The 21,323-nt window shown below is 72.7% G+C and carries 20 protein-coding genes and 1 pseudogene; 20 read left to right on the plus strand and 1 reads right to left on the minus strand.

The window, feature by feature from the left end:
- The 3 genes and pseudogenes from AB0R04_RS36225 to AB0R04_RS36235 form a co-directional block, all read left to right on the plus strand.
- Positions 1-162 (plus strand): annotated as a pseudogene (locus AB0R04_RS36225) (NmrA family transcriptional regulator); the annotation flags it as partial.
- A 181-nt stretch (positions 163-343) separates the two neighbouring features.
- A complete protein-coding gene (locus AB0R04_RS36230) occupies positions 344-937 on the plus strand; it encodes an anthrone oxygenase family protein (protein ID WP_363378085.1) in 594 nt (197 codons plus the stop codon).
- Between the two features lie 205 nt (positions 938-1,142).
- Positions 1,143-1,865 (plus strand): polysaccharide deacetylase family protein, encoded by a 723-nt coding sequence (locus tag AB0R04_RS36235; protein WP_363378087.1) that lies wholly within the window; start codon positions 1,143-1,145, stop codon positions 1,863-1,865.
- Between the two features lie 116 nt (positions 1,866-1,981).
- Here AB0R04_RS36235 and AB0R04_RS36240 read toward each other — a convergent pair whose 3' ends face one another.
- Positions 1,982-2,476, minus strand: a complete 495-nt coding sequence (locus AB0R04_RS36240; RefSeq protein ID WP_363378089.1) for an anthrone oxygenase family protein — start codon at positions 2,474-2,476, stop codon at positions 1,982-1,984.
- A gap of 148 nt (positions 2,477-2,624) precedes the next feature.
- Between AB0R04_RS36240 and AB0R04_RS36245 the strand changes: the two genes are divergently transcribed.
- The 17 genes from AB0R04_RS36245 to hypE all read left to right on the plus strand — a co-directional run bounded on the left by AB0R04_RS36245 (position 2,625) and on the right by hypE (position 21,159).
- Entirely contained in the window at positions 2,625-3,632 is a 1,008-nt protein-coding gene (locus tag AB0R04_RS36245) for an AraC family transcriptional regulator (protein WP_063350759.1), read from the plus strand.
- A gap of 165 nt (positions 3,633-3,797) precedes the next feature.
- Positions 3,798-4,958, plus strand: a complete 1,161-nt coding sequence (locus AB0R04_RS36250; RefSeq protein ID WP_363378091.1) for an SGNH/GDSL hydrolase family protein — start codon at positions 3,798-3,800, stop codon at positions 4,956-4,958.
- Positions 4,959-5,028: 70 nt separating this feature from the next.
- Positions 5,029-5,661: a hypothetical protein gene (locus AB0R04_RS36255; protein ID WP_363378093.1), complete on the plus strand. Its 633-nt coding sequence runs from the start codon at positions 5,029-5,031 to the stop codon at positions 5,659-5,661.
- Between the two features lie 171 nt (positions 5,662-5,832).
- Positions 5,833-7,815, plus strand: coding sequence for a LamG-like jellyroll fold domain-containing protein (locus AB0R04_RS36260; protein ID WP_363378095.1), 1,983 nt, complete (start codon positions 5,833-5,835; stop codon positions 7,813-7,815).
- A gap of 229 nt (positions 7,816-8,044) precedes the next feature.
- On the plus strand, positions 8,045-9,100 hold the full coding sequence (locus AB0R04_RS36265) for a hydrogenase expression protein HypE (protein ID WP_363378097.1): 1,056 nt from the start codon (positions 8,045-8,047) through the stop codon (positions 9,098-9,100).
- An 89-nt stretch (positions 9,101-9,189) separates the two neighbouring features.
- On the plus strand, positions 9,190-10,974 hold the full coding sequence (locus AB0R04_RS36270) for a nickel-dependent hydrogenase large subunit (protein ID WP_063350764.1): 1,785 nt from the start codon (positions 9,190-9,192) through the stop codon (positions 10,972-10,974).
- A complete protein-coding gene (locus AB0R04_RS36275) occupies positions 10,971-11,432 on the plus strand; it encodes a thioredoxin (RefSeq protein ID WP_363378099.1) in 462 nt (153 codons plus the stop codon). Before AB0R04_RS36270 ends, AB0R04_RS36275 begins: the two co-directional genes overlap by 4 nt.
- Entirely contained in the window at positions 11,429-12,076 is a 648-nt protein-coding gene (locus tag AB0R04_RS36280; protein WP_363378101.1) for a DUF5947 family protein, read from the plus strand. The genes AB0R04_RS36275 and AB0R04_RS36280 overlap by 4 nt, the downstream gene beginning before the upstream one ends.
- Complete coding sequence (locus AB0R04_RS36285; protein ID WP_363378103.1) at positions 12,073-12,807, plus strand: DUF6084 family protein; 735 nt, start codon at positions 12,073-12,075, stop codon at positions 12,805-12,807. The genes AB0R04_RS36280 and AB0R04_RS36285 overlap by 4 nt, the downstream gene beginning before the upstream one ends.
- Positions 12,804-14,174, plus strand: coding sequence for a hypothetical protein (locus tag AB0R04_RS36290; protein ID WP_363378105.1), 1,371 nt, complete (start codon positions 12,804-12,806; stop codon positions 14,172-14,174). Before AB0R04_RS36285 ends, AB0R04_RS36290 begins: the two co-directional genes overlap by 4 nt.
- Entirely contained in the window at positions 14,171-14,686 is a 516-nt protein-coding gene (locus tag AB0R04_RS36295) for a hydrogenase maturation protease (RefSeq protein ID WP_063350768.1), read from the plus strand. The genes AB0R04_RS36290 and AB0R04_RS36295 overlap by 4 nt, the downstream gene beginning before the upstream one ends.
- Positions 14,687-15,016: 330 nt before the next feature.
- A complete protein-coding gene (gene hypA / locus AB0R04_RS36300) occupies positions 15,017-15,397 on the plus strand; it encodes a hydrogenase maturation nickel metallochaperone HypA (RefSeq protein WP_063350769.1) in 381 nt (126 codons plus the stop codon).
- A 5-nt stretch (positions 15,398-15,402) separates the two neighbouring features.
- Complete coding sequence (hypB, locus tag AB0R04_RS36305) at positions 15,403-16,203, plus strand: hydrogenase nickel incorporation protein HypB (protein WP_363378107.1); 801 nt, start codon at positions 15,403-15,405, stop codon at positions 16,201-16,203.
- On the plus strand, positions 16,200-18,533 hold the full coding sequence (hypF, locus tag AB0R04_RS36310) for a carbamoyltransferase HypF (protein WP_363378109.1): 2,334 nt from the start codon (positions 16,200-16,202) through the stop codon (positions 18,531-18,533). The genes hypB and hypF overlap by 4 nt, the downstream gene beginning before the upstream one ends.
- A gap of 61 nt (positions 18,534-18,594) precedes the next feature.
- Entirely contained in the window at positions 18,595-18,894 is a 300-nt protein-coding gene (locus AB0R04_RS36315) for a HypC/HybG/HupF family hydrogenase formation chaperone (protein ID WP_363378111.1), read from the plus strand.
- Complete coding sequence (hypD, locus tag AB0R04_RS36320; RefSeq protein WP_363378112.1) at positions 18,891-20,015, plus strand: hydrogenase formation protein HypD; 1,125 nt, start codon at positions 18,891-18,893, stop codon at positions 20,013-20,015. The genes AB0R04_RS36315 and hypD overlap by 4 nt, the downstream gene beginning before the upstream one ends.
- A 124-nt stretch (positions 20,016-20,139) precedes the next feature.
- Entirely contained in the window at positions 20,140-21,159 is a 1,020-nt protein-coding gene (gene hypE / locus AB0R04_RS36325; RefSeq protein WP_363378128.1) for a hydrogenase expression/formation protein HypE, read from the plus strand.
- Positions 21,160-21,323 lie beyond the last annotated feature (164 nt).

Here is a 21,323-nt window from a genome sequence, read left to right on the forward strand (position 1 = left end):
GAGGCGGGGCTGCCGGGGGACTTCGCGGAGCTGTTCTCGGTGATCCTGGACGGTCGTAACGCCTCGTTGGGGGACGGGGTGCGGCGGGCGTTGGGTCGTGAGCCGCGCGACTTCGCCGACTTCGCCCGCGAGGCCGCCGCGTCCGGGGTCTGGGACGTGTGAGCCGCCCACCGCGCCGCACAACTCGCAGGCCAGTCAGTTCCGTTGATCGTCGGTGCCGGGCCTCGCCGGCCTCCTGACCGTCCATCCGGGTCGAACCCGGGAGCGGTACGGAAGCCGGTGCCCGGGCACCGTGGTGGCCCCCGCGCTGGGCGGGGGCCGGGGAGAAATCGAAGGATTACCGATGCGCTCGAACCAGACCGCGACTCCAGCTTCCTACTCCGCTCCATCCTCCTTCGGCGGCCTCGCGCCGGGCGCCTCGGCGGCCCCCGCCGCACGGAGCAAGGCCGCCGGGCCCGTCCTGGCGGGCGCCACCATCGCGATGGGCCTGATGGCGGGCCTGTTCTTCGCCTTCGACGTGTCCGTGATGCCGGGCCTCGCGGCGAGCGACGACCGGACGTACGTGACGGCGATGCAGCACATCAACAAGTCGATCGAGAACGGCATGTTCGGCCTCGTCTTCGTCGGCGCCTTCGTGGCGACGGGCGTGGCGGCCTGGCTCCAGCACAAGGCCGGGCGACGGCAGGCGGCGCTGTGGGCCGCCGGGGCGACGGTGCTCTACGTGGTGGCCCTGATGGTCACCATGGGCGTCAACATCCCGCTCAACAACCAGCTGGCGCAGGCCGGTGACCCGTCCCAGATCACCGACTTCGCGGGCGTGCGCGCCAAGTTCGAGGGCACCTGGGTGGCCACCAACATGCTCCGCACGCTGCTCTGCACGGGGGGCCTGGCGGCCCTGACCCGGGCGCTGGTCCTGCACGGCCGCGCCTCGCGCTGAACGGCCAGGCCCCGCAACGGGGTTGCCGCCCCTGGTGGATCCCCACCGGGGGCGGTCGCCGTGCCCGGCCAGTTCCCGCCGCTCGCCGCTGGTCAACCCGCCGAGCAGCTGGCCGAATTCACCCCCGGCCGGTCGCGGCGGCGGCGCCCTTCGGCGCAGACTGGTCGGTACAGGGCGGTTCCGGCACCAGGGGCAGGGGGCAGGCATGGCCGTACATTCCGGCAGGCGCAGGGCGGTTGGGCGGATCAGGACGGCGATCGGCGCACTCGCCGTCGCCCTGGTGGCGGGAGCGGCGGTCGCGGTGCCGGCCGCACCCGCCGAGGCGGCGGGCGCCAAGGCCTACCAGGGCGCCAAGGCCGACCAGAACGGGAAGGTCGTCTACCTCACCTTCGACGACGGCCCCAGCCCCACCTACACGCCGAGGATCCTCGGGATCCTCGCCCGCTACGGCGTGCGCGCGACGTTCTTCGAGATCGGACAGAACGTCGCCGCCCATCCGGCGCTCACCGGGCAGGTCGCCCGGGCGGGCCACAGCGTGCAGAACCACTCCTGGTCGCACCCGGACCTGCGCCGGCTCTCGGCTTCCGCCGTCAACGCCCAGGTGGCGAACACGGACAAGGCGATCCGCGCCCAGACCGGCCGCACCCCGAGCTGCCTGCGCCCGCCCTACGGTGCGGTCAACGGCGCGGTGCGCTCGCGCGCGGCGGAGCTCGGCAAGCAGGTCGTGCTGTGGTCGGTGGACCCGACCGACTGGTCGCGGCCGGGAACGGCGGCCATCCAGTCCCGGGTGCTGAAGAACGTCCGCCCGGGCTCGGTGATCCTGCTGCACGACGGCGGCGGAGACCGCAGCCAGACCGCCGCCGCACTTCCGACGATCCTCTCCACCCTCAAGTCGCGCGGATACACCTTCGGGACCCTCTGCGGCTAGGTCCGGCCCGGGGGCAAGACCCGCCGGACAGGCCGTAGCCCCCGGATACGCCTTCGAACTCCCACGAAGCAAGCGGGAGTTCGAAGGCGTATCCGGGGGCCCGACCGGGCGCGAGGTCAGGCCCGGCCGTGCAGGATCAGCGCCCAGGCGAGGCAGGCGACGGCGGCGGTGCAGAGCAGGGCGCGCAGCACGTTGAAGCGGACCCAGCGGGCTTCGAAGCGCCCCCGGACGGCGGCCGGGTCGGTGATGCGCCGGGGCTCGCCGCCGGCGGCGAGTTCGTCGTTGAGCGGGATGTTGACGGAGCGGGTGACGCCGATCGCGGCGATGTAGAGCACCAGGGCGGCCACGGTGGCGGGTAGCGCGTGGTGGCCGTCGGAGGGCAGGTGGAGGGCGACGGCGGCGCCGGTGGTGAGGAGCGCGCCGACGAAGCCGAGGACGAACCAGCCGTTCAGGATGGCCACGTTGATGCGCTGCATGACCTCGATGAAGGTGCGGTCCTCGACCCGCGCGAGCGCGGGCATGACCGAGCACGCGAAGGCGTAGAACAACCCGGCGGTCAGTCCACAGGTGACGGTGGCCGCCACCAGTGCGAGTGTGCGTGCCAGTTCCATCTTCGTAGCCCCTCACTGTCTCTGCGTATCGGTTCGTCCCCCGTGCGCCGATCATCCGGCATCCGGGCCGCCCGGGCCACCTCGATCACTCAAGACCCTCTCAAATGACGAACCGTCAAATGATGTCTTGCCGTCTACACTTGGGGCCATGGACACTCTGACGGGACTCCTCGACGGCCCCAAGGCCCGCGGTGCGTTCCTGCTGCGCTCGATCCTCACCCCGCCGTGGTCGCTGCGGATCGAGGACCGGGCCCCGCTGTCGGTGGTGACGATGGTCCGCGGCGAGGCCTGGATCCTGCCCGAGCGCGGTACGCCGCTGCTGCTGCACCCCGGTGACGTGGCGATCGTCCGCGGCCCGGAGCCGTACACGGTGGCGGACGACCCCGACACCCCCGTGGACGTGATCGTCGGCCCCGGGCAGGTCTGCACGCGCGGCGGGGTGGACGTCTCCGAGGTGATGTCGCTCGGCGTCCGGACCTGGGGGCAGGGCCGGGAGGGGGACCAGGCGTCCTCGGTGGTCCTGTCCGGCACCTACCAGGCCGAGCACGAGATCGGCCAGCGCCTGCTCGGCTGCCTGCCCGGCCTGCTGGTCCGCCCGGCCGGCACCGGCGCCGACGACACCCTGGTGCACCTGCTGGCCGCCGAGATAGGGCGCAACGAGCCCGGTCAGGAGCTGGTCCTGGACCGCATCCTGGACCTGCTGGTCGTCTCCGTGCTGCGCTCCTGGCTCGCCGCCCCCGACTCCGGCGCCCCGGCCTGGTACCGCGCCCAGCACGACGCCGTCGTCGGGCCGGTGCTGCGGCTGATGCACGACGACCCGGCCACCGCCTGGACGGTCGCCGACCTCGCCCAGCGGGTCGGGGTGTCGCGGGCGGGCCTGGCCCGCCGCTTCACCGGCCTGGTCGGCGAACCGCCGATGGCCTACCTGGCGGGCTGGCGGCTGGCCGTCGCCGCCGACCTGCTGCGCGAACCCGAGTGCACCGTCGCCTTCGCGGCCCGCAAGGTCGGCTACAGCAACGCCTTCGCCCTCTCTGCGGCCTTCAAGCGCGTCCGTGGCGTCAGTCCGCAGGAGCACCGCCGCCTCGCCGCGACCGGCGCCCCGGCCCAGCAGGCCGGCTTCTCCGGCCCGGCGGAGACGGTCATCCTGGCGGGCTGACGCCGCGGCCGCCGCCGACAGCCAAGACCTGGGAATCCAAGACCGGGAATCCAAGGCTGCAATCCCATTTGCCTAAACTCATTAGGCAATCCCATACTGGCTATAGCCGGAGGGTAGAAGGCGCATGGCACGGGCAGGACCCGCACAGAACGCGATGGAACAGCGATGAACACCTCTTTCACCACCCCCGTCACCGAGGCCCTGCTGCACGGCCACCTCGACGTCGAGCACACCGGGCGCGGCCTGCTGCCGCACCGCCTGCCCGCTCGGGCCCGCCGGCAGATCCCCGACGAACAGCTCGCGATCGCCGAGTCCCAGCCCACCGGCGTCCGGCTGGCCTTCCGCACCCGCGCCACCGCGATCGACCTGCACACCGTCCCGACCAAGCGGGCCTACGTGGGCGTGCCCACCCCGCCCGACGGGGTGTACGACCTCCTCGTCGACGGGCAGCTGACGGCGCAGACCACGGTGTCCGGCGGCAACCTGCGCACCATCGACCTGGCCACCGGCCGCGTCGAGCTGACCCAGGGCCCGCCCGGCACCGCCCGGTTCACCGGTCTGCCCGCACGGGACAAGACCGTCGAGATCTGGCTCCCGCACACCGAGACCACCGAACTCCTCGCCCTCGACACCGACGCCCCCGTCACCCCGGCCCCGGACGGCACCCGCCGGCGCTGGCTGCACCACGGCAGCTCGATCAGCCACGGCTCCAACGCCACCCACCCGACCGGCACCTGGCCCGCCCTGACGGCGGCCGCGGCCGGCGTCGACCTGGTCAACCTCGGTTTCGGCGGCAGCGCCCTGCTCGACCCGTTCACCGCCCGCGCCATCCGCGACACCCCCGCCGACCTGATCAGCCTGAAGATCGGCATCAACCTCGTCAACGCCGACGCGATGCGCCTGCGCGCCTTCGGCCCGGCGGTGCACGGCTTCCTCGACACCCTCCGCGAAGGACACCCGGCCACGCCGCTGCTCGTCGTCTCCTCGATCCTCTGCCCGATCCAGGAGGACACCCCGGGGCCCCTCGCCGCCGACTTCAGCACCGGGGCACTGCGCTTCCGGGCCACCGGCGACTCGGCCGAGACCGCGGCGGGCCGCCTCACCCTCACCGTCATCCGGACCGAACTCGCCCGCATCGTCGCCGCCCGCGTCGCCGACGGCGACCTCAACCTGCACTACCTGGACGGCCGTTCGCTCTACGGCCAGACCGACCACGACGACCACCCGCTCCCCGACGACCTGCACCCGGACCAGGCCGGCCACCACCGCATCGCCGAGCACTTCACCCGCCTCGCCTTCGGAGACACCGGCCCGTTCGCGGACTGACCCGCCCGCCGCCGCCCTCGTGCGCGACAATGATGCGATCAAGGGTCAACGACCAAGGGGGAGAAGGCCGATGAAGCGCGCGAGGACCGTGATGGCCACAGGCCTGGCCGCGGCCGTGGCAGCCGTGGCACTGGCCGGTTGCGGATCGGTGAGCGCACCGGGCAGCGCGACCGGCGGCACGCCGGTCGGCAGCGCCCCCGCCACCGCGACCACCCCGGCCCGAGAACCCGGTCAGGCCGGGGCCGAGGCCCTGGCCCGCCACGACCGGCTCTTCCCCCAGGTCGCGGCGAAATGCGCGGGCGTCGCCGCCACACCGCCGTCCGCCCCAGCCGCCGCCCCCACGGGCGACGGCGGTACCTGGGCCGACAAGTACGCGGAGAACCACGCCTACAAACAGACCGTCAGGCTCCTCGCCGACGCCCAATGCCGCGGCGCGGCCCACGCGGCACGGATCGCGGACGCCCTGCGGCCCGCCGGCGCGCCGGCCGTTCTCGACGAAGCCGGCCTTCGCGCGGCCCTCCAACGCCTCGGCTACCCGGCCGAGCTGGTCAACGTCCGCACCTCCACCGGCGCCCCCGGCTTCGACCTCGAAATCCCCGAAGCCGTTCTCTGTGTCAGCGGCTTGCTGACTGCCCGGCCCGACATCCACCCGCACGGCATGTACCTGGACGGCGGCTGCACCGAGCCCAAGGGCGGCCACTGACCAGGCCGCCGACCAGGCCCGCTGACCCGGCCGCGGAAGCCGGTTGGGCGGCAGCAGCCTGCGGGGGACGTTCCCCGGGCGTTCACCGTGCGGAGGCCGGCCGTCCGGTCAGCGGTCCGCGTCGTGCCCCTAGCGTCGCGATCACCGTGCACGGCCGGAGGAGCTGCCCCGATGAACCACCATCAGAACGACCTTCCCCACGATGACCACGGGTCGAGCTGCCCGCGGACCGTAGGGTTCGACTCCGACGCGCCGGCGGCGGCCGGACGCCGCGCCTTCCTGCGCGCGACGGGGCTGGTCGGCGCCGGGCTGGCGGTCCTCGGGGCGGGCTCCACAACGACGGCGACGGCGGCAGCGGCGGACGGGCCCGCTGACGCGACGGCCGACGCCTTCGGCGCGCCCGCCGCCGCGGACGACGGCCGGGGCGCCTGGGATCCGGACCCGGACGGCCCCCGCTTCTCCCTGGCGGTGATGCCCGACACCCAGTACCTCTTCGACGACGACCGGATCCACCCCGCCCCGCTGGAGGCCTCGCTGCGCCACGTGCTGGACGGCAGCGACGAGAACTTCGTCTTCCTCGCGCACCTGGGCGACGTCACCCAGAACGGCAAGGCCGAGGAGTTCGCCGCCGCGGGCAAGGCCTTCACCCTCCTCGACCGCCACGGCGCGGCCTACAGCGTCCTGGCCGGCAACCACGACGTCGGCTCGGGTGGCGACGACCAGCGGGGCCGGACGGCGTACCTGGACACCTTCAACCCGGCCCGGTTCGCCCGCTCTGCGACTTTCAAGGGCGCGAGCCCGGACGGCTACAACACCTACCACCTGTTCCGGGGAGCCGGCCGGGACTGGATGGTGCTCTCGCTGGACTGGCGGCTGTCCGACCGCGGCTTCGCCTGGGCGAACTCGGTGATCGCCCAGCACCCGACCGTGCCGGTCATCCTCACCACCCACGACCTCGCCTACGCCGACGACGGCGGCGCCGCCCAGCTGTCCGACCACGGGCACGCCCTCTGGGACAGGCTGATCAGCGGCAACGACCAGATCTTCCTCACCCTGAACGGCCACTACTGGCCGCCCGGCAGCACCACGCTGACCAACAAGGCCGGCCACGACGTCCACGTCCACATCACCAACTACCAGAACCGGTACTACGGCGGCGCGGCGATGATCCGCGCCTACCGCTTCGACTTGGACCGCAACACCATCGACGTGCGGACGTACTCGCCCTGGATCCAGCAGCTGGCGGCCGAGAAGGTCAACCGCCTCGCCAGCGAGGAGATCGAGCTGACCAGTCCGGTGGACAGCTTCTCGGTGCAGGTGGACTTCGCGCGGCGGTTCGCCGGCTTCGCCCCGGTCCCGGCCCGCCCGGCCCGCCCCGCGCGTCAGCTGACGATCCCGGGCACGGTCGCCTACTGGCGCTTCGACGGCGGACGGCCGGACGGCAGCGCCGTCGCCGACTCCCAGGTCGTCAAGGACCTGAGCGGTCACGGCAACGACCTCGTCAAGCAGACCGCCCCGGGCAGCCCGGCCGGGACGCTTACCTGGTCCACCGAGTCCCACCCCGACCAGCCCGGCCACGGCAGCCTCTACTTCGCGGGCCGGGGCAAGCCGGTCCAGGGCGCGTACCTGCAGACCGTCGCCAAGGCCCCGATGAACGCCGACACCTTCCAGCAGGGCTACACCTTCGAGGCGTTCTTCAAGCTGCCGGCCGACTGGGACGCCGGCCGCAACGCCTGGACGGCGCTGCTCAGCCGTTGGGGCACCAGCGGGGAGGCGGGGAAGAGCGGCCCCGACACCGACCCGCAGGAGCCGGTCGCCACGCTCAGCCTGTCCGGCGGGCGGGAACTGCAGTGGTGCGTCTACCCGACCAACCTGAGCGGCCCCGTCACCAACTGGGGCCACGAACTTCCGCTCGGCGCCTGGTGGCACGTCGCGGTCGTCAACAACAAGCGGCTCACCCGGATGTACGTGAACGGCTGCGAGGTCGTCCGCAACCCCTCGACACCGTCCGAGGGCCTCAGCACCCTCGGCCACCCCTGGCTGCTCGGCGGCTACGAGTACGGCGGCGCGCTCAACCAGGTCTTCCACGGCTGGATCGGCGACGTCCGGGTGGTCAACCGCCCCCTGCCGGTCCGGGACTTCATGATCTCCTGACACCCCCGCGCCACCGACGTCCCCGCGCCACCGCGCCCGCCCGGGCACGGTGGCGCGGCGCTTTTCGGTGGCTCGCCGAGCCCGTCCGACGGCCACCCGGACGGGTGCGCCGGCTTGCGTCCCTTCGAGCGACCTGTCCGGCTCTCTGGACCGGCGGCCGGACTGAACTGCTGCTATGAATTTTTTGAGCCTATCTGTCCGGCTCCCGTTTTTTTGAGGAGGCATCCTCATGGGTGCGGTTGCAACAACTTCAGCCGATGCCGCCGTGGTGCACATTCTCTGGATCAATGCGGGTCTGAGCTGCGACGGGGACTCGGTCTCCCTGACCGCGGCGATGCAGCCCAGCATCGAGGAGATCGTCACCGGCGCACTCCCCGGCCTGCCGAAGGTCGCCGTCCACTGGCCGCTGATCGACTTCGAGTGCGGTCCGGTCCAGGGCGCGGACAACTTCGTGGAGTGGTTCTTCAAGGCGGACCGCGGCGAGCTCGACCCCTTCGTCCTGGTCGTCGAGGGTTCCATCCCGAACGAGACGATCAAGGAGGAGGGCTACTGGTGCGGCTTCGGCGACGACCCGGACACCGGCCAGCCGATCACCACCAGTGAGTGGCTGGACCGCCTCACCCCCAAGGCCACCGCGGTGGTCGCCATCGGCACCTGTGCCACCTACGGCGGCATCCACGCGATGGCCGGCAACCCGACCGGTGCCATGGGCGTGCCCGACTACCTGGGCTGGGACTGGAAGTCCAAGGCGGGCCTGCCGATCGTCTGCGTGCCGGGCTGCCCGATCCAGCCCGACAACTTCGCCGAGACGCTGACCTACCTGCTGTACCAGCTGGCCGGTTCCGCGCCGATGATCCCGTTGGACGACAAGCTGCGTCCGGCCTGGCTGTTCGGCGCGACCGTGCACGAGGGCTGCGACCGCGGCGGGTACTACGAACAGGGCCAGTTCGCCACCGACTACGGCACGCCCGAGTGCCTGGTGCGCCTCGGCTGCTGGGGCCCGGTCGTCAAGTGCAACGTCGCCAAACGCGGCTGGATCAACGGCATCGGCGGCTGCCCCAACGTCGGCGGCATCTGCATCGCCTGCACCATGCCGGGCTTCCCCGACAAGTTCATGCCGTTCATGGACCCGCCGCCCGGCTCCCGGGTCTCCACGGGCGCCAGCTCGGCGTACGGGGCGGTGATCCGCCGCCTGCGCACGATCACGGGCCGGACGGTCGACCAGGAGCCCAAGTGGCGGCACACCGGGCGCCGTCTGACCACCGGTTACCGCCCGCCGTGGTGACCCCTTTCCCCCTTCGGCCCGCCCGCCCCGCCCGGGGCGGGCGGGCCGTTGCAGAGCCTCCTCCCGCTGACAGAAGGGCATGACAGACGATGGCACCGACGACCAGGACGGCCGGCGACGGCAACGGTCTGGTGGAGATGTCCTGGGACCCGATCACCCGGATCGTGGGCAGCCTGGGCATCCACACGAAGATCGACTTCAAGCAGAAGAAGGTCGCGGAGTGCTACAGCACCTCCTCGGTCTTCCGCGGCTACAGCGTCTTCATGCGCGGCAAGGACCCGCGCGACGCGCACTTCATCACCAGCCGGATCTGCGGCATCTGCGGCGACAACCACGCCACCTGTTCGGTCTACGCGCAGAACATGGCCTACGGGGTCAAGCCCCCGCACCTCGGCGAGTGGATCATCAACCTCGGCGAGGCCGCCGAGTACATGTTCGACCACAACATCTTCCAGGAGAACCTGGTCGGGGTCGACTACTGCGAGAAGATGGTCCGCGAGACCAACCCCGGCGTCCTGGAACTGGCCGAACGCACCGAGGCACCCCACGCCGGCGACCACGGGTACCGCACCATCGCCGACATCATGCGCTCACTGAACCCCATCGAGGGCGAGTTCTACCGCGAGGCGCTCCAGGTCAGCCGCTACACCCGGGAGATGTTCTGCCTGATGGAGGGCCGCCACGTGCACCCCTCCACCCTCTACCCCGGCGGCGTCGGCACGGTGGCCACCGTCCAACTGTTCACCGACTACCTGACCAGGCTGATGCGCTACGTGGAGTTCATGAAGAAGGTCGTGCCGCTGCACGACGACCTCTTCGACTTCTTCTACGAGGCCCTGCCCGGCTACGAGGAGGTCGGCCGGCGCCGCGTCATGCTCGGCTGCTGGGGCAGCCTCAACGACCCGGACCACTGCGACTTCACCTACCGCAACATGACGGACTGGGGCCGGCGGATGTTCGTCACCCCGGGCATCGTGGTGGACGGCAAGCTCGTCACCAACGACCTCACCGAGATCAACCTCGGCATCCGCATCCTGCTCGGCAGCTCCTACTACGAGGACTGGCAGGGCAAGGAGCTCTTCGTCACCCACGACCCGCTGGGCAACCCCGTCGACCCCCGCCACCCCTGGAACCAGCACACCATCCCCGCCCCGCAGAAACGCGACTTCGACGACAAGTACAGCTGGGTGATGTCCCCCCGCTGGTTCGACGGCAAGGACTACCTCGCCCTCGACACCGGCGGCGGTCCGATCGCCCGCCTGTGGTCCACCGCGCTGTCCGGACTGGTCGACATCGGCTACATCAAGGCCACCGGACACAGCGTGCAGATCAACCTGCCGCGCTCCATGACCAAGCCGGAGACCACCTTCGAGTGGAAGATCCCGCAGTGGAGCAACGCCATCGAACGCAACCGCGCCCGCACCTACTTCCAGGCCTACGCGGCCGCCGCGGCCCTGCACTTCGCCGAGAAGGCGCTCGACGAGGTCCGGGCCGGGCGCAGCCAGACCTGGGAGCGCTTCGAGGTACCGGACGAGTCGATCGGCTGCGGCTTCACCGAGGCCGTACGCGGCGTGCTGTCCCACCACATGGTGATCCGGGACGGCAAGATCGCCAACTACCACCCCTACCCGCCGACCCCGTGGAACGCCAGCGTCCGCGACAGCTTCGGCACCCCCGGCCCCTACGAGGACGCCGTCCAGAACACCCCGATCTTCGAGGAGAACCCCCCGGAGACCTTCAAGGGCATCGACATCATGCGCGCCGTGCGCAGCTTCGACCCCTGCCTGCCCTGCGGCGTCCACATGTACCTGGGCGACGGCAGGACGGTGCAGACCATGCACGTGCCCACCGGGCTGAGCGGACTCACCGCATGACCCCGGAACAGACGGGGGCCCGCATCCAGGAGGCCCTGGACCAACTGGCCGGCGCCGACGCGCAGGAGGCCGGCGAGCACCTCGTCCGCGAACTGATGGCCCTCTACGGCGACGCCCTGGCCCGCCTCGTCCAGGCCCTGCCGCCCGCCGCGCTGGCCCGGCTGCTGGACGAACCGTCGCTCGCCGGGTTGCTCGTCCTGCACGACCTGCACCCCGAGGACGTCACCGCCCGCATCACCCGAGCACTCGCCACCCTGCCCGAACCGGTCGACCTGGCCGCCTTCGACCCCGCCACCGGCACCGCCCGGCTGCGCCGCACCCGCAGCGGCTGCGGGTGCGGCGAACAGGACATCGAGAACGCCCTGGCCTGCCACGCGCCCGAGGTCACCGCGGTCGAACTCGAACGCCCCGCGGAACTGCTGCAGATCGGCGCTCGGCCCCCGGCGGACCCGCGATGACCTTCCGCCAGCTCGACCGGCCCGGCACCGCGCTGCTGCGCCGGCTGCGGGAGCCCGCACCCCCGCAGCCGCAACGCTGCGAGTTCTGCGGCCGGCACCTGCCCGCCGAGCACCGCCACCTGGCGGACACCGACCAGCAGGCGCTCACCTGCGCCTGCACCGCCTGCGCCCTGCTGTTCCAGCAGCCCGGCGCGGCCGACGGCCGCTACCGCGCCGTCCCCGACCGCTACCTGACCGACCCGGCCCACCCCCTCGGCGAGGACGCCTGGGCCGCCCTCGGCATCCCCGTCGCCACCGCGTTCCTGCTGCGCACCACACGTCTGCAGCGGTCCGTCCTGCTCTACCCAGGACCGGGCGGCGCGACCGAGGCCGAACCCGACGAGGCCGCCTGGCAGGCCGCGCTCGGCGGCAGCCGCCTCTACGCCGCACTGCGGCCGGACGTGGAGGCGCTACTGCTGCGGCGCGACACCGACGGCATCCAGTGCTACCTGGTGCCGGTCGACGTCTGCTACGAACTCGTCGGCCGACTGCGGCGCTGCTGGAAGGGCTTCGACGGCGGGGCCGAGGCCCGCGCCGAACAGACCGCCTTCTTCGACCGCCTGGCCGCCCGGTCCCGCGTCCTCCCCGAAGGCGGCGCCCGGTGACCTCGATCTCCTTCGCCTGCACCGGAGTGCGGGCCGACCCCTACGCCGCCGGGCCCGCCCTGGTCTTCCGGCTGCGCATCACCGCCCCCGCCGAGGTGCGGGTGCACGCGCTGGCGCTGCGCTGCCAGCTGCGGATCGAACCGGCCCGGCGCCGCTACGGCGACGCCGAGGGCGGGCGGCTGACCGACCTGTTCGGCGAGCGCTCACGCTGGGCCGGCACCCTCCACCCGGTCCAGTTCGCCCAGGTCCCGCTGCTGGTCGGCGCGTTCACCGGCGAAACCGAGACCGACCTGGTGGTGCCCTGCACCTACGACATGGACGTCTCCGCCGCCCGCTACCTCGCCGCACTGGACGACGGGGACGTGCCGCTGCTGCTGCTCTTCTCGGGCACCGCCTTCGCCGGCCCCGGCGGCTTCCAGGTCACCCCGGTGGCCTGGGACCAGGAAGCCGCCGTGCGGATGCCGGTCAAGGTCTGGCGGGAGGCGATCGACGCGCACTTCCCGGGCTGCGGCTGGCTCCGGCTGCCCGCCGACCTGATGGCCGAACTGCTCGCCTACCGCTCCCGGCGCGCCCTGCCGTCCTGGGAGGCCACCGTGCGCGAGCTGCTCGGCACGGCCCGGACCGCGAAGCCGTCCCAGGCCGTGAAGCCGACCCAGGCCGCGAAGCCACCCCAGGCCGCGAAGCCACCCCAGGCCGTCAAGGCGGCCCAGACCGCGAAGGGGGAGCGGTGACCGCGCCCGCCCACGAGAGCGAGAACAGGTTCGCCCACGCCCGGCAGATCGCCGACGCAGTCCTGTTCGAGGGCTACGTGCTCTACCCCTACCGGGCGTCAGCGGCCAAGAACCGGCTGCGCTGGCAGTTCGGCGTCCTGACCCCGCCGCGCTACGGCGCCGACAGCGGCGAGCACTCCCACCAGCGCACCGAATGCGTGATGGAAGCGCGCCAAGGCGACCAGCTGGCCGTCGAACTGCGCTTCCTGCGCCTCCAACGGCGGACGGTCCAAGAAGCAGGCAGACAGGGCGGATTCCGGACCGTCGAGGAGCTGGAGCTCGCCGACCGGGTGCTCGTCCCCTGGGACGAAGGGGTCGAGGAACGGATCGAACTCCTCATCCCGGTAGAGGAACTGGCGGCCGGTGAAGCCGTCCGCAGCTTCGAACTCGACGCGTCCGAGGACGAGGAACGGCTCGTCGAGGACGGCACGTTGGCCGGGCGGCTCCTGCGCCGCCGGGAACGGGTCCAAGGCCGCCTGCGGATCACCACCCAGGACGTACCCGGCCCCTACCGGGCGCAGCGGCTGACCGTCCTGGTGGAGAACACCTCCGACTGGGACCCGACGCCCGGCACCCGCCGCGAGACCGCACTGGCACACGCCCTCGTCTCGGCCCACCTGCTGCTCGGCCTCGACCGCGGCTCCTTCCTCTCGGCGACCGACCCGCCCGAGTGGGCGGGCGAGGCGGTGCGCGCCTGCCGCAACGAGCACACCTGGCCCGTGCTGGCAGGCCCGCCCGGCAGCGGCAAGGTGCTGCTCTCCTCGCCGATCATCCTGGAGGACCACCCGCACATCGCCCCCGAGAGCCCCGGCGCGCTCTACGACGCCACCGAGATCGACGAGATCCTCGCGCTGCGCACCGCGGCCCTGACCGAGCGGGAGAAGCGCGAGGCCCGGGGCACCGACGACCGGGCCGGCGCGGTGATCGACCTCGCCGACTCGATGCCCCCCGAGATCCTGGAACGGCTGCACGGCGCCGTCCGGGGGCTGCGCGAACTCACCCACCCCGAAGCCGGGGCGGACCGGCCCTGGTGGGACCCGGGCAACGACCCGCAGACCGACCCCGGACGGGACCAGGTGATGATCGACGGCCGCCCGGTCGCCGCCGGCAGCCGAGTGCGGCTCCGGCCCGGTCGCCGCCGCACCGACGCCCAGGACCTGTTCCTGCACGGGCGCACCGCGCTGGTGGAGGCGGTGCTGCACGACGTCGACGGTTCGGTGCACCTGGCCGTCACCGTGGACGACGACCCGGGCGCCGACCTGTGGCGGGCACAGGGCCGCTTCCGGTACTTCCAGCCGGACGAGGTCACGCTGGTGGAAGAGCGGTGAGCGCCGACCGGACCGGGCGGGTCCTGGTCGCCGGGGTCGGCAACATCTTCCTCGGCGACGACGGCTTCGGGGTCGAGACCGTCCGGCGCCTCGCCGCCCGGGAGCTGCCCGCCGGCGTCGAGCTCCTCGACGTGGGCGTGCGCGGCGTCCACCTGGCCTACCAACTCCTCGACGGCTACCGGACGCTGGTGCTCGTCGACGCCACCGCGCGCGGTGGCGAGCCGGGGACGGTCTACCTGATCGAAGCGGACGCCGGACCGGTGGAATCGATGGTCCTGGACGGCCACCGGATGGGCCCGGACGCCGTGCTGGCCCTGCTCGCCACCCTGGCCGCCGGAACGGGCGGCACCGCGCCCGGGCGGGTCCTGGTGGTCGGCTGCGAACCCGCCTCACTGGAGGAGGGAATCGGACTGAGCACCCCGGTGGCCGCCGCCGTCGACGAGGCGGTCGCCGTGATCCTGCGCGTCCTCACCACGGACGCACCCACCCACAGAGAGGCGGCACCATGCTGAAGAACCTCGCCGTCGCGGCCGCCGCGGCCGTCCTGGCCGCAGCCGCGGCGCTGATCTGGCAGAGCCTTCCCGACCTGAGGCGCTACCTGCGGATCCGGCGGATGTAGGAGCGGAAGCGGTAGCGGAGCAGCACGCGCGGGGACCACCACCGGCGTGCTGCGAACAGGTAGTCACGGATACGGCGGCGGCGCGGCTTCGAGCCGTTCCCGCCGCCGCACCCTGTAATGGGGCCTGTTGCTCACGGGGCCCGGACACCGGGCCCGCGCCCGGCGGGAATTATGAAACACGCCCCAGGGAGCCGGGTGCCTCCAGCTGCGGGAAACGAGACAGATGCACGAGATGTCGATCGCGACGGCCGTCGTCGACCAGGTGGACCGGGCTGCCCGCGCACACGGGGAGAGCGCCGTGGCCAGAGTCCGGCTGCAGATCGGCGAACTGGCCGGAGTCGTCCCGTCGGCACTCGACTTCTGCTTCGAACTGGCCTGTGCCGGAACGCTGTTGGAAGGTGCGGTGCTGGAGACCGAGGCTGTCGCCGCACGGGCGAAGTGCACGCCCTGCGGGGTCGAGTGGAGCGTCGGCATGCCGCCCGACCTGGGCTGCCCGCGCTGCGCCGGTGCCAGGGTCGAACTGCTGGCCGGGCGTGAGCTGCAGATCCTCGGCGTCGAGTGGTCCGAGCCCCCGGCGGGCGCCCGGACCGATCAAGGAGGCTGAAACCGATGTGTCGCACCGTCGATCTCCGGCAGGCGGTTCTCGCCCGCAACGACGACGACGCCCGGCGGCTGCGGGCGGAACTGGCCGCCCGGGGCACCGTCGTGGTGAACCTGCTGTCCAGCCCGGGCAGCGGCAAGACGGCGCTCCTGGAGGCCGAACTCGGCCTGGCCCGGGAGCGCGAGGTGCCCGTCGCGGCCCTCACCGCCGACCTCGCCACCGAGAACGACGCGCGCCGGCTGGCCCGTTCGGGCGCGCCGGTGAAGCAGGTCCTCACCGACGGCCTGTGCCACCTGGAGACGGCGATGCTGCGCGGGCACCTGGCCGGCTGGCTGCCGCCGGACACCCGGCTGCTGTTCGTCGAGAACGTCGGCAACCTGGTCTGCCCCGCCTCCTACGATCTCGGCGAGTCGCTGCGGGTCGTCCTCGCCTCGGTCACCGAGGGAGAGGACAAGCCGCTCAAGTACCCGACCGCCTTCGGGCTGGCCAACCTGGTGCTGGTCACCAAGGCGGACCTCGCCGTCGCGGCACAGTTCGACGAAGCGGCCTTCCTCGCGAGCGTCGCGCGGGTCAACCCGGGGGTGGAGGTGGTCTTCACCTCGGCCCGCACCGGGCAGGGTGCCGGGGCGCTGCTGGACCGGGCGCTCGCGGTGCTGGCCGGCGCGCAGGTCCACCGGCCGGTGATGGCCGGCGCGCACGACCACGACCACAGCCACGACCACGGCAACCACCACAACCACGACCACGGCAACGACCACGCCCACGCGGGGGCCCACGACCACCCGCACCCGGCCGTGGACCTGTCGTGACCACGGATCAGCAGCCGCCCCTGCTCCAGCGCCGCCGGGTAGCCGTGCGCGGACTCGTCCAGGGCGTCGGGTTCCGACCGTTCGTCTTCACCCTCGCCACCGAACTCGGCCTGTCCGGCAGCGTCACCAACACCGGCGAGGGCGTACTCGCCGAGATCGAGGGCACCGGCGAGGCGGTGACCGCGTTCTGCCGACGCATCGCCAGCGACGCGCCCCCGCTCGCCGACGTCGCCTCGGTGGACCACCAGCCGCTGGCCGTCACCGGCACACCGGGCTTCGTCATCACACCCTCCCGCGCCGACGGACCGCACCGCACCCAGATCCCCCCGGACACCGCCACCTGCGCCGACTGCCTCGCCGAACTGGCCGACCCCGCCGACCGCCGCCACCGGCACCCGTTCATCAGCTGCACCAACTGCGGACCCCGGCACACCATCGTCACCGCCCTGCCGTACGACCGGGCCAACACCACGATGGCGGCCTTCGCGATGTGCCCCGACTGCGCCCGCGAGTACGCCGACCCGGCCGACCGGCGCTTCCACGCCCAGCCCGTCGCCTGCCACACCTGCGGCCCGACCCTCACCCTGTCCGTCCCCGGGCTCCCCGTGCTCGACGGCGAGCAGGCGCTCACCGAGGCCCGGCGCCTGATCACCTGCGGAGCGGTCCTGGCCGTCAAGGGCATCGGCGGCTACCACCTGGCCTGCGACGCCACCGACGCGGACACCGTCGCCCTGCTGCGCCGGCGCAAGCGGCGCGGTGACAAGCCCTTCGCCCTGATGGCCCGCGACCTCGAACAGCTCAGGGCACTGGCGGCATCCGGGGCGGTGGAGCTGGGGCCCGTCGAGGAGGAACTGCTCACCGGCCCGGTGCGGCCGATCGTGCTGCTGCGCCGGGGGGCACACCGGCTCGCGGAGCTGGAAGCCGCCGCTCCGCGCAGCCCCGACCTCGGCGTGCTGCTGCCGTACACCCCGCTGCACCACCTCCTGCTCGCCCCTCCCTGCCCGGGCCTGCTGGTCATGACCAGCGCGAACCTCTCCGGCGAGCCCATCGTGACGGACGACCGGGAGGCCCTCGCCCGTCTCGCCCCGCTGGTCGACGGCTGGCTCACCCACGACCGCCCCATCCACGTGCCCTGCGAGGACTCCGTGGTGCGGGTGGTGGACGGGCACCTGCTGCCGGTACGGCGCTCGCGCGGCTACGTGCCGCTCCCGGTGCCCCTGCCGGTGCCGGTGCGGCCCGCGCTGGCCGCGGGCGGCGACCTCAAGAACACCTTCGCGCTGGCCCGGGACGGCTACGCCTGGCTGTCCGGCCACCTCGGCGACATGGACGACCTCGCCACCCTCCGGGCCTTCGACCGCGCGGTGGACCACCTCGGCGCCGTCACCGGCGTGCAGCCCGAGGTGCTCGTCGTCGACCGCCACCCCGGCTACCGCTCCGCCCGGCACGTGCGCAGGTCGGCCCGGGGCCGTGAGGTACGGGACGTCCAGCACCATCACGCGCACATCGCCTCGGTGATGGCCGAGCACGGCCTCGACGGCAGCCGGCCCGTCATCGGGATCGCCTTCGACGGCACCGGTTACGGAGTGGACGGCGCGATGTGGGGCGGAGAAGCGCTGCTGGCCGACTACCGGGGCTTTCGGCGTCTCGCCCGGCTCGACTACGTTCCGCTGCCGGGGGGCGATGCGGCCGTGGTGCGTCCGTACCGGATGGCGCTGGCCCATCTGCGGGCGGCAGGGCTCCCGTGGGCGGCAGGCCTGCCGCCGGTGCGCTCCTGCCCTGAAGGCGAACTCCGACTGCTGTCACAGCAGTTGGATCGATCGGTGAACTGCGTGCCGACCTCCAGCATGGGCCGGCTGTTCGATGCCGTGTCCTCGCTGGCCGGGGTCTGCCAGAAAGTCGGGTACGAGGCGCAGGCGGCGATCGAGCTGGAGGCGGCCGCCCTCGCGCACGGGCCGGTGACCGGCCCGGGGGAGGGCTACGCATTCCAACTCGTCGACGAGGGCGGGATGATGACCGCCCGACCCGGGCCGGTGCTGGCTGCGGTGGTGGCGGACCTGGCAGCAGGGGCGCCGCCCGGGCTGATCGCCGCCCGGTTCCATGCGGCGGTGGCCGCGCTGGTGCGGGCGGTCTGCGCCGATATCAGGCGGCGGCACGGCACCGAGACGGTCGCGCTGAGCGGCGGCGTCTTCGCCAACGCGCTGCTGTCCTCGGCATGCGCGCGGGGCCTGGCGGAGGACGGGTTCACCGTGCTGCGGCACCGCCGGGTGCCGCCCAACGACGCGGGGCTCGCGCTCGGCCAGTTGATGGTGGCGGCGCGGGCCGACGGCTGAGCGCCCCGCACGCACGGAGTTCGGCAGGTTCGGAGGAACCGGAGAGAGGAGGGAGACCGCAATGTGCCTGGCGGTACCCGGAAGAGTGTTGGAGATCGCGGAACGCGACGGGACCAGGATGGCGGTCGTCGACTTCGGCGGGGTCGTCAAGGACGTGTGCCTGGAATACCTGCCGGACCTGAAGGTGGGCGAGTACGCCATCGTCCACGTCGGGTTCGCGCTGCAGCGGCTGGACGAGGAATCGGCCCGCCGGACCTTGCAGCTGTTCGAGGAACTCGGCCTGCTCCAGGAGGAGTTCGGCGACCCCTGGGAGGCTGCGGCTGCTGCGGCGTCCTCGGCGAGGCAGGAGGAGGAACGGTGAGATACCTGGAGGAGTTCCAGAACCCCGAGCTGGCCGGCGGTCTGCTCGCCGACATCAGGGCGACGGTCACCCGGCCGTGGGCGCTGATGGAGGTGTGCGGCGGTCAGACGCACAGCATCATCCGCCACGGGATCGACCAACTGATGCCGCCCGAGGTCGAGTTGATCCACGGCCCGGGCTGCCCGGTGTGCGTCACCCCGCTGGAGGTGATCGACAAGGCGCTGGAGATCGCGGCCCGGCCCGAGGTGATCTTCTGCTCCTTCGGCGACATGCTGCGCGTGCCCGGCACCGGCCGCGACCTCTTCCGGGTGCGCGGCGAGGGCGGCGACGTCCGGGTGGTGTACTCCCCACTGGACGCGCTGCGGATCGCCGAGGAGAACCCGCACCGGGAGGTCGTCTTCTTCGGCATCGGCTTCGAGACCACCGCCCCACCCAACGCCATGGCCGTGCACCAGGCCAGGAAGCGGGGCATCGGCAACTTCAGCATGCTGGTCTCACACGTACGGGTGCCACCCGCCATCGAGGCCATCATGAACTCGCCGCAGTGCCGGGTCCAGGGCTTCCTCGCCGCCGGACACGTGTGCAGCGTGATGGGCACCGACGAATACCCCGCGCTCGCCGAACGCCACCGGGTGCCGATCGTCGTCACCGGCTTCGAACCGCTGGACATCCTGGAGGGAATCCGGCGCACCGTACGGCAGTTGGAGCGCGGTGAGCACGCCGTCGACAACGCCTACGCGCGCGCCGTACGCCCGGAGGGCAACCCGGCGGCCCGGGCCATGCTGGAGGACGTCTTCGAAGTGACCGACCGGGCCTGGCGCGGCATCGGCGTCATCCCGGACAGCGGCTGGCGGCTCTCCCCGCGCTACCGCGACCACGACGCCGAGCACCGCTTCGACGTCGCGCGGATCACCACCGTCGAACCCGCGCAGTGCCGCAGCGGGGAAGTCCTCCAGGGGCTGCTCAAGCCGCACCAGTGCGAGGCCTTCGGCACCGCCTGCACCCCGCGTACCCCGCTCGGCGCCACCATGGTCTCCAGCGAGGGCGCCTGCGCCGCCTACTACCTCTACCGGCGGCTCGACGCGCCAGGCATTGCCCGGGAGGCGAGCCCCGTTGGCTGAGACCCAGACCCAGACCCAGACCCAGACTCAGACCCAGGCCCAGGCCCAGGCCCAGGCCCAGACCCAGACCCAGACCCAGACCGGCGCCGGCGGCGCCCCGGACCTCCTCGGATGGAGCTGCCCACTGCCGCTGCGCGACCACCCCCGGGTGGTGATGGGGCACGGCGGAGGCGGGGTGCTGTCGGCCGAACTGGTGGCGAACCTGTTCGCCCCGGCCTTCGGCGGGCCGGTGCTCGCCGGGCTCGCGGACTCGGCGGTCGTCGAGCTCGGCGGTGCCAGACTCGCCTTCTCCACCGATTCCTACGTCGTGCGGCCGCTCTTCTTCCCCGGCGGCAGCATCGGCGACCTCGCGGTCAACGGCACCGTCAACGACCTGGCCATGAGCGGGGCCCAGCCGGCCTATCTGTCCTGCGGCTTCATCCTGGAGGAGGGCGTGGAGACGGCCGTGGTCGCGCACGTCGCCCAGGCGCTGGGCGCCGCCGCCCGGGCCGCCGGGGTGGAGGTGGTCACCGGCGACACCAAGGTCGTCGAGGCCGGGCACGGCGACGGCGTGTACCTGAACACCGCCGGCATCGGGCTCGTCCCCGCCGGAGTCGACATCCGGCCGCAGCGTGCCGCCCCCGGCGACGTGGTGATCGTCAGCGGTGAGATCGGCCTGCACGGCGTGGCCATCATGAGCGTGCGCGAGGGTCTGGAATTCGGCGTCGAGATCGAGAGCGACTGCGCCGCTCTCAGCTCACTGGTGGCCGCGATGCTGGCCGTCACACCCGACCTGCACGTCCTGCGCGACCCCACCCGGGGCGGCCTCGCGGCGGCGCTCGGCGAGATCGCCGAGGCCGCCCGGGTGGGCGTCGTGGTGAACGAGCGGGCCGTCCCCGTGCCCGCGCAGGTCGCCAACGCCTGTGCCATCCTCGGTCTCGACCCGTTCTACGTCGCCAACGAGGGCAAGCTGGTCGCCTTCGTCCCGCGCGAGCACGCCGACGCCGTCCTCGCCGCGATGCGGGCGCACCCGCTGGGCGCGCGCTCGGCAGTGATCGGCGAGTGCGTGGCGGACCACCCCGGCATGGTCGTCTGCCGCACCCCCTTCGGCGGCACCCGCGTCATCGACCTGCCGATGGGGGAGCAACTCCCGCGGATCTGCTGAGGGCACCCCCCGCCTCGCGTGGGTGAGGAAACAGGATCGGGGCTCGTACCGGCTTCACCGGTACGAGCCCCGATCCTTGTCCAGGGCGTGCGATCAGCCTGGGTGCACCAGGGCCGCACGGTCCGACGCAACCGGGATCCTGCCGGTCCCGGGTGTGCCTGGGA

This window comes from Kitasatospora sp. NPDC056731, assembly GCF_040687675.1.
Lineage (GTDB): Bacteria > Actinomycetota > Actinomycetes > Streptomycetales > Streptomycetaceae > Kitasatospora.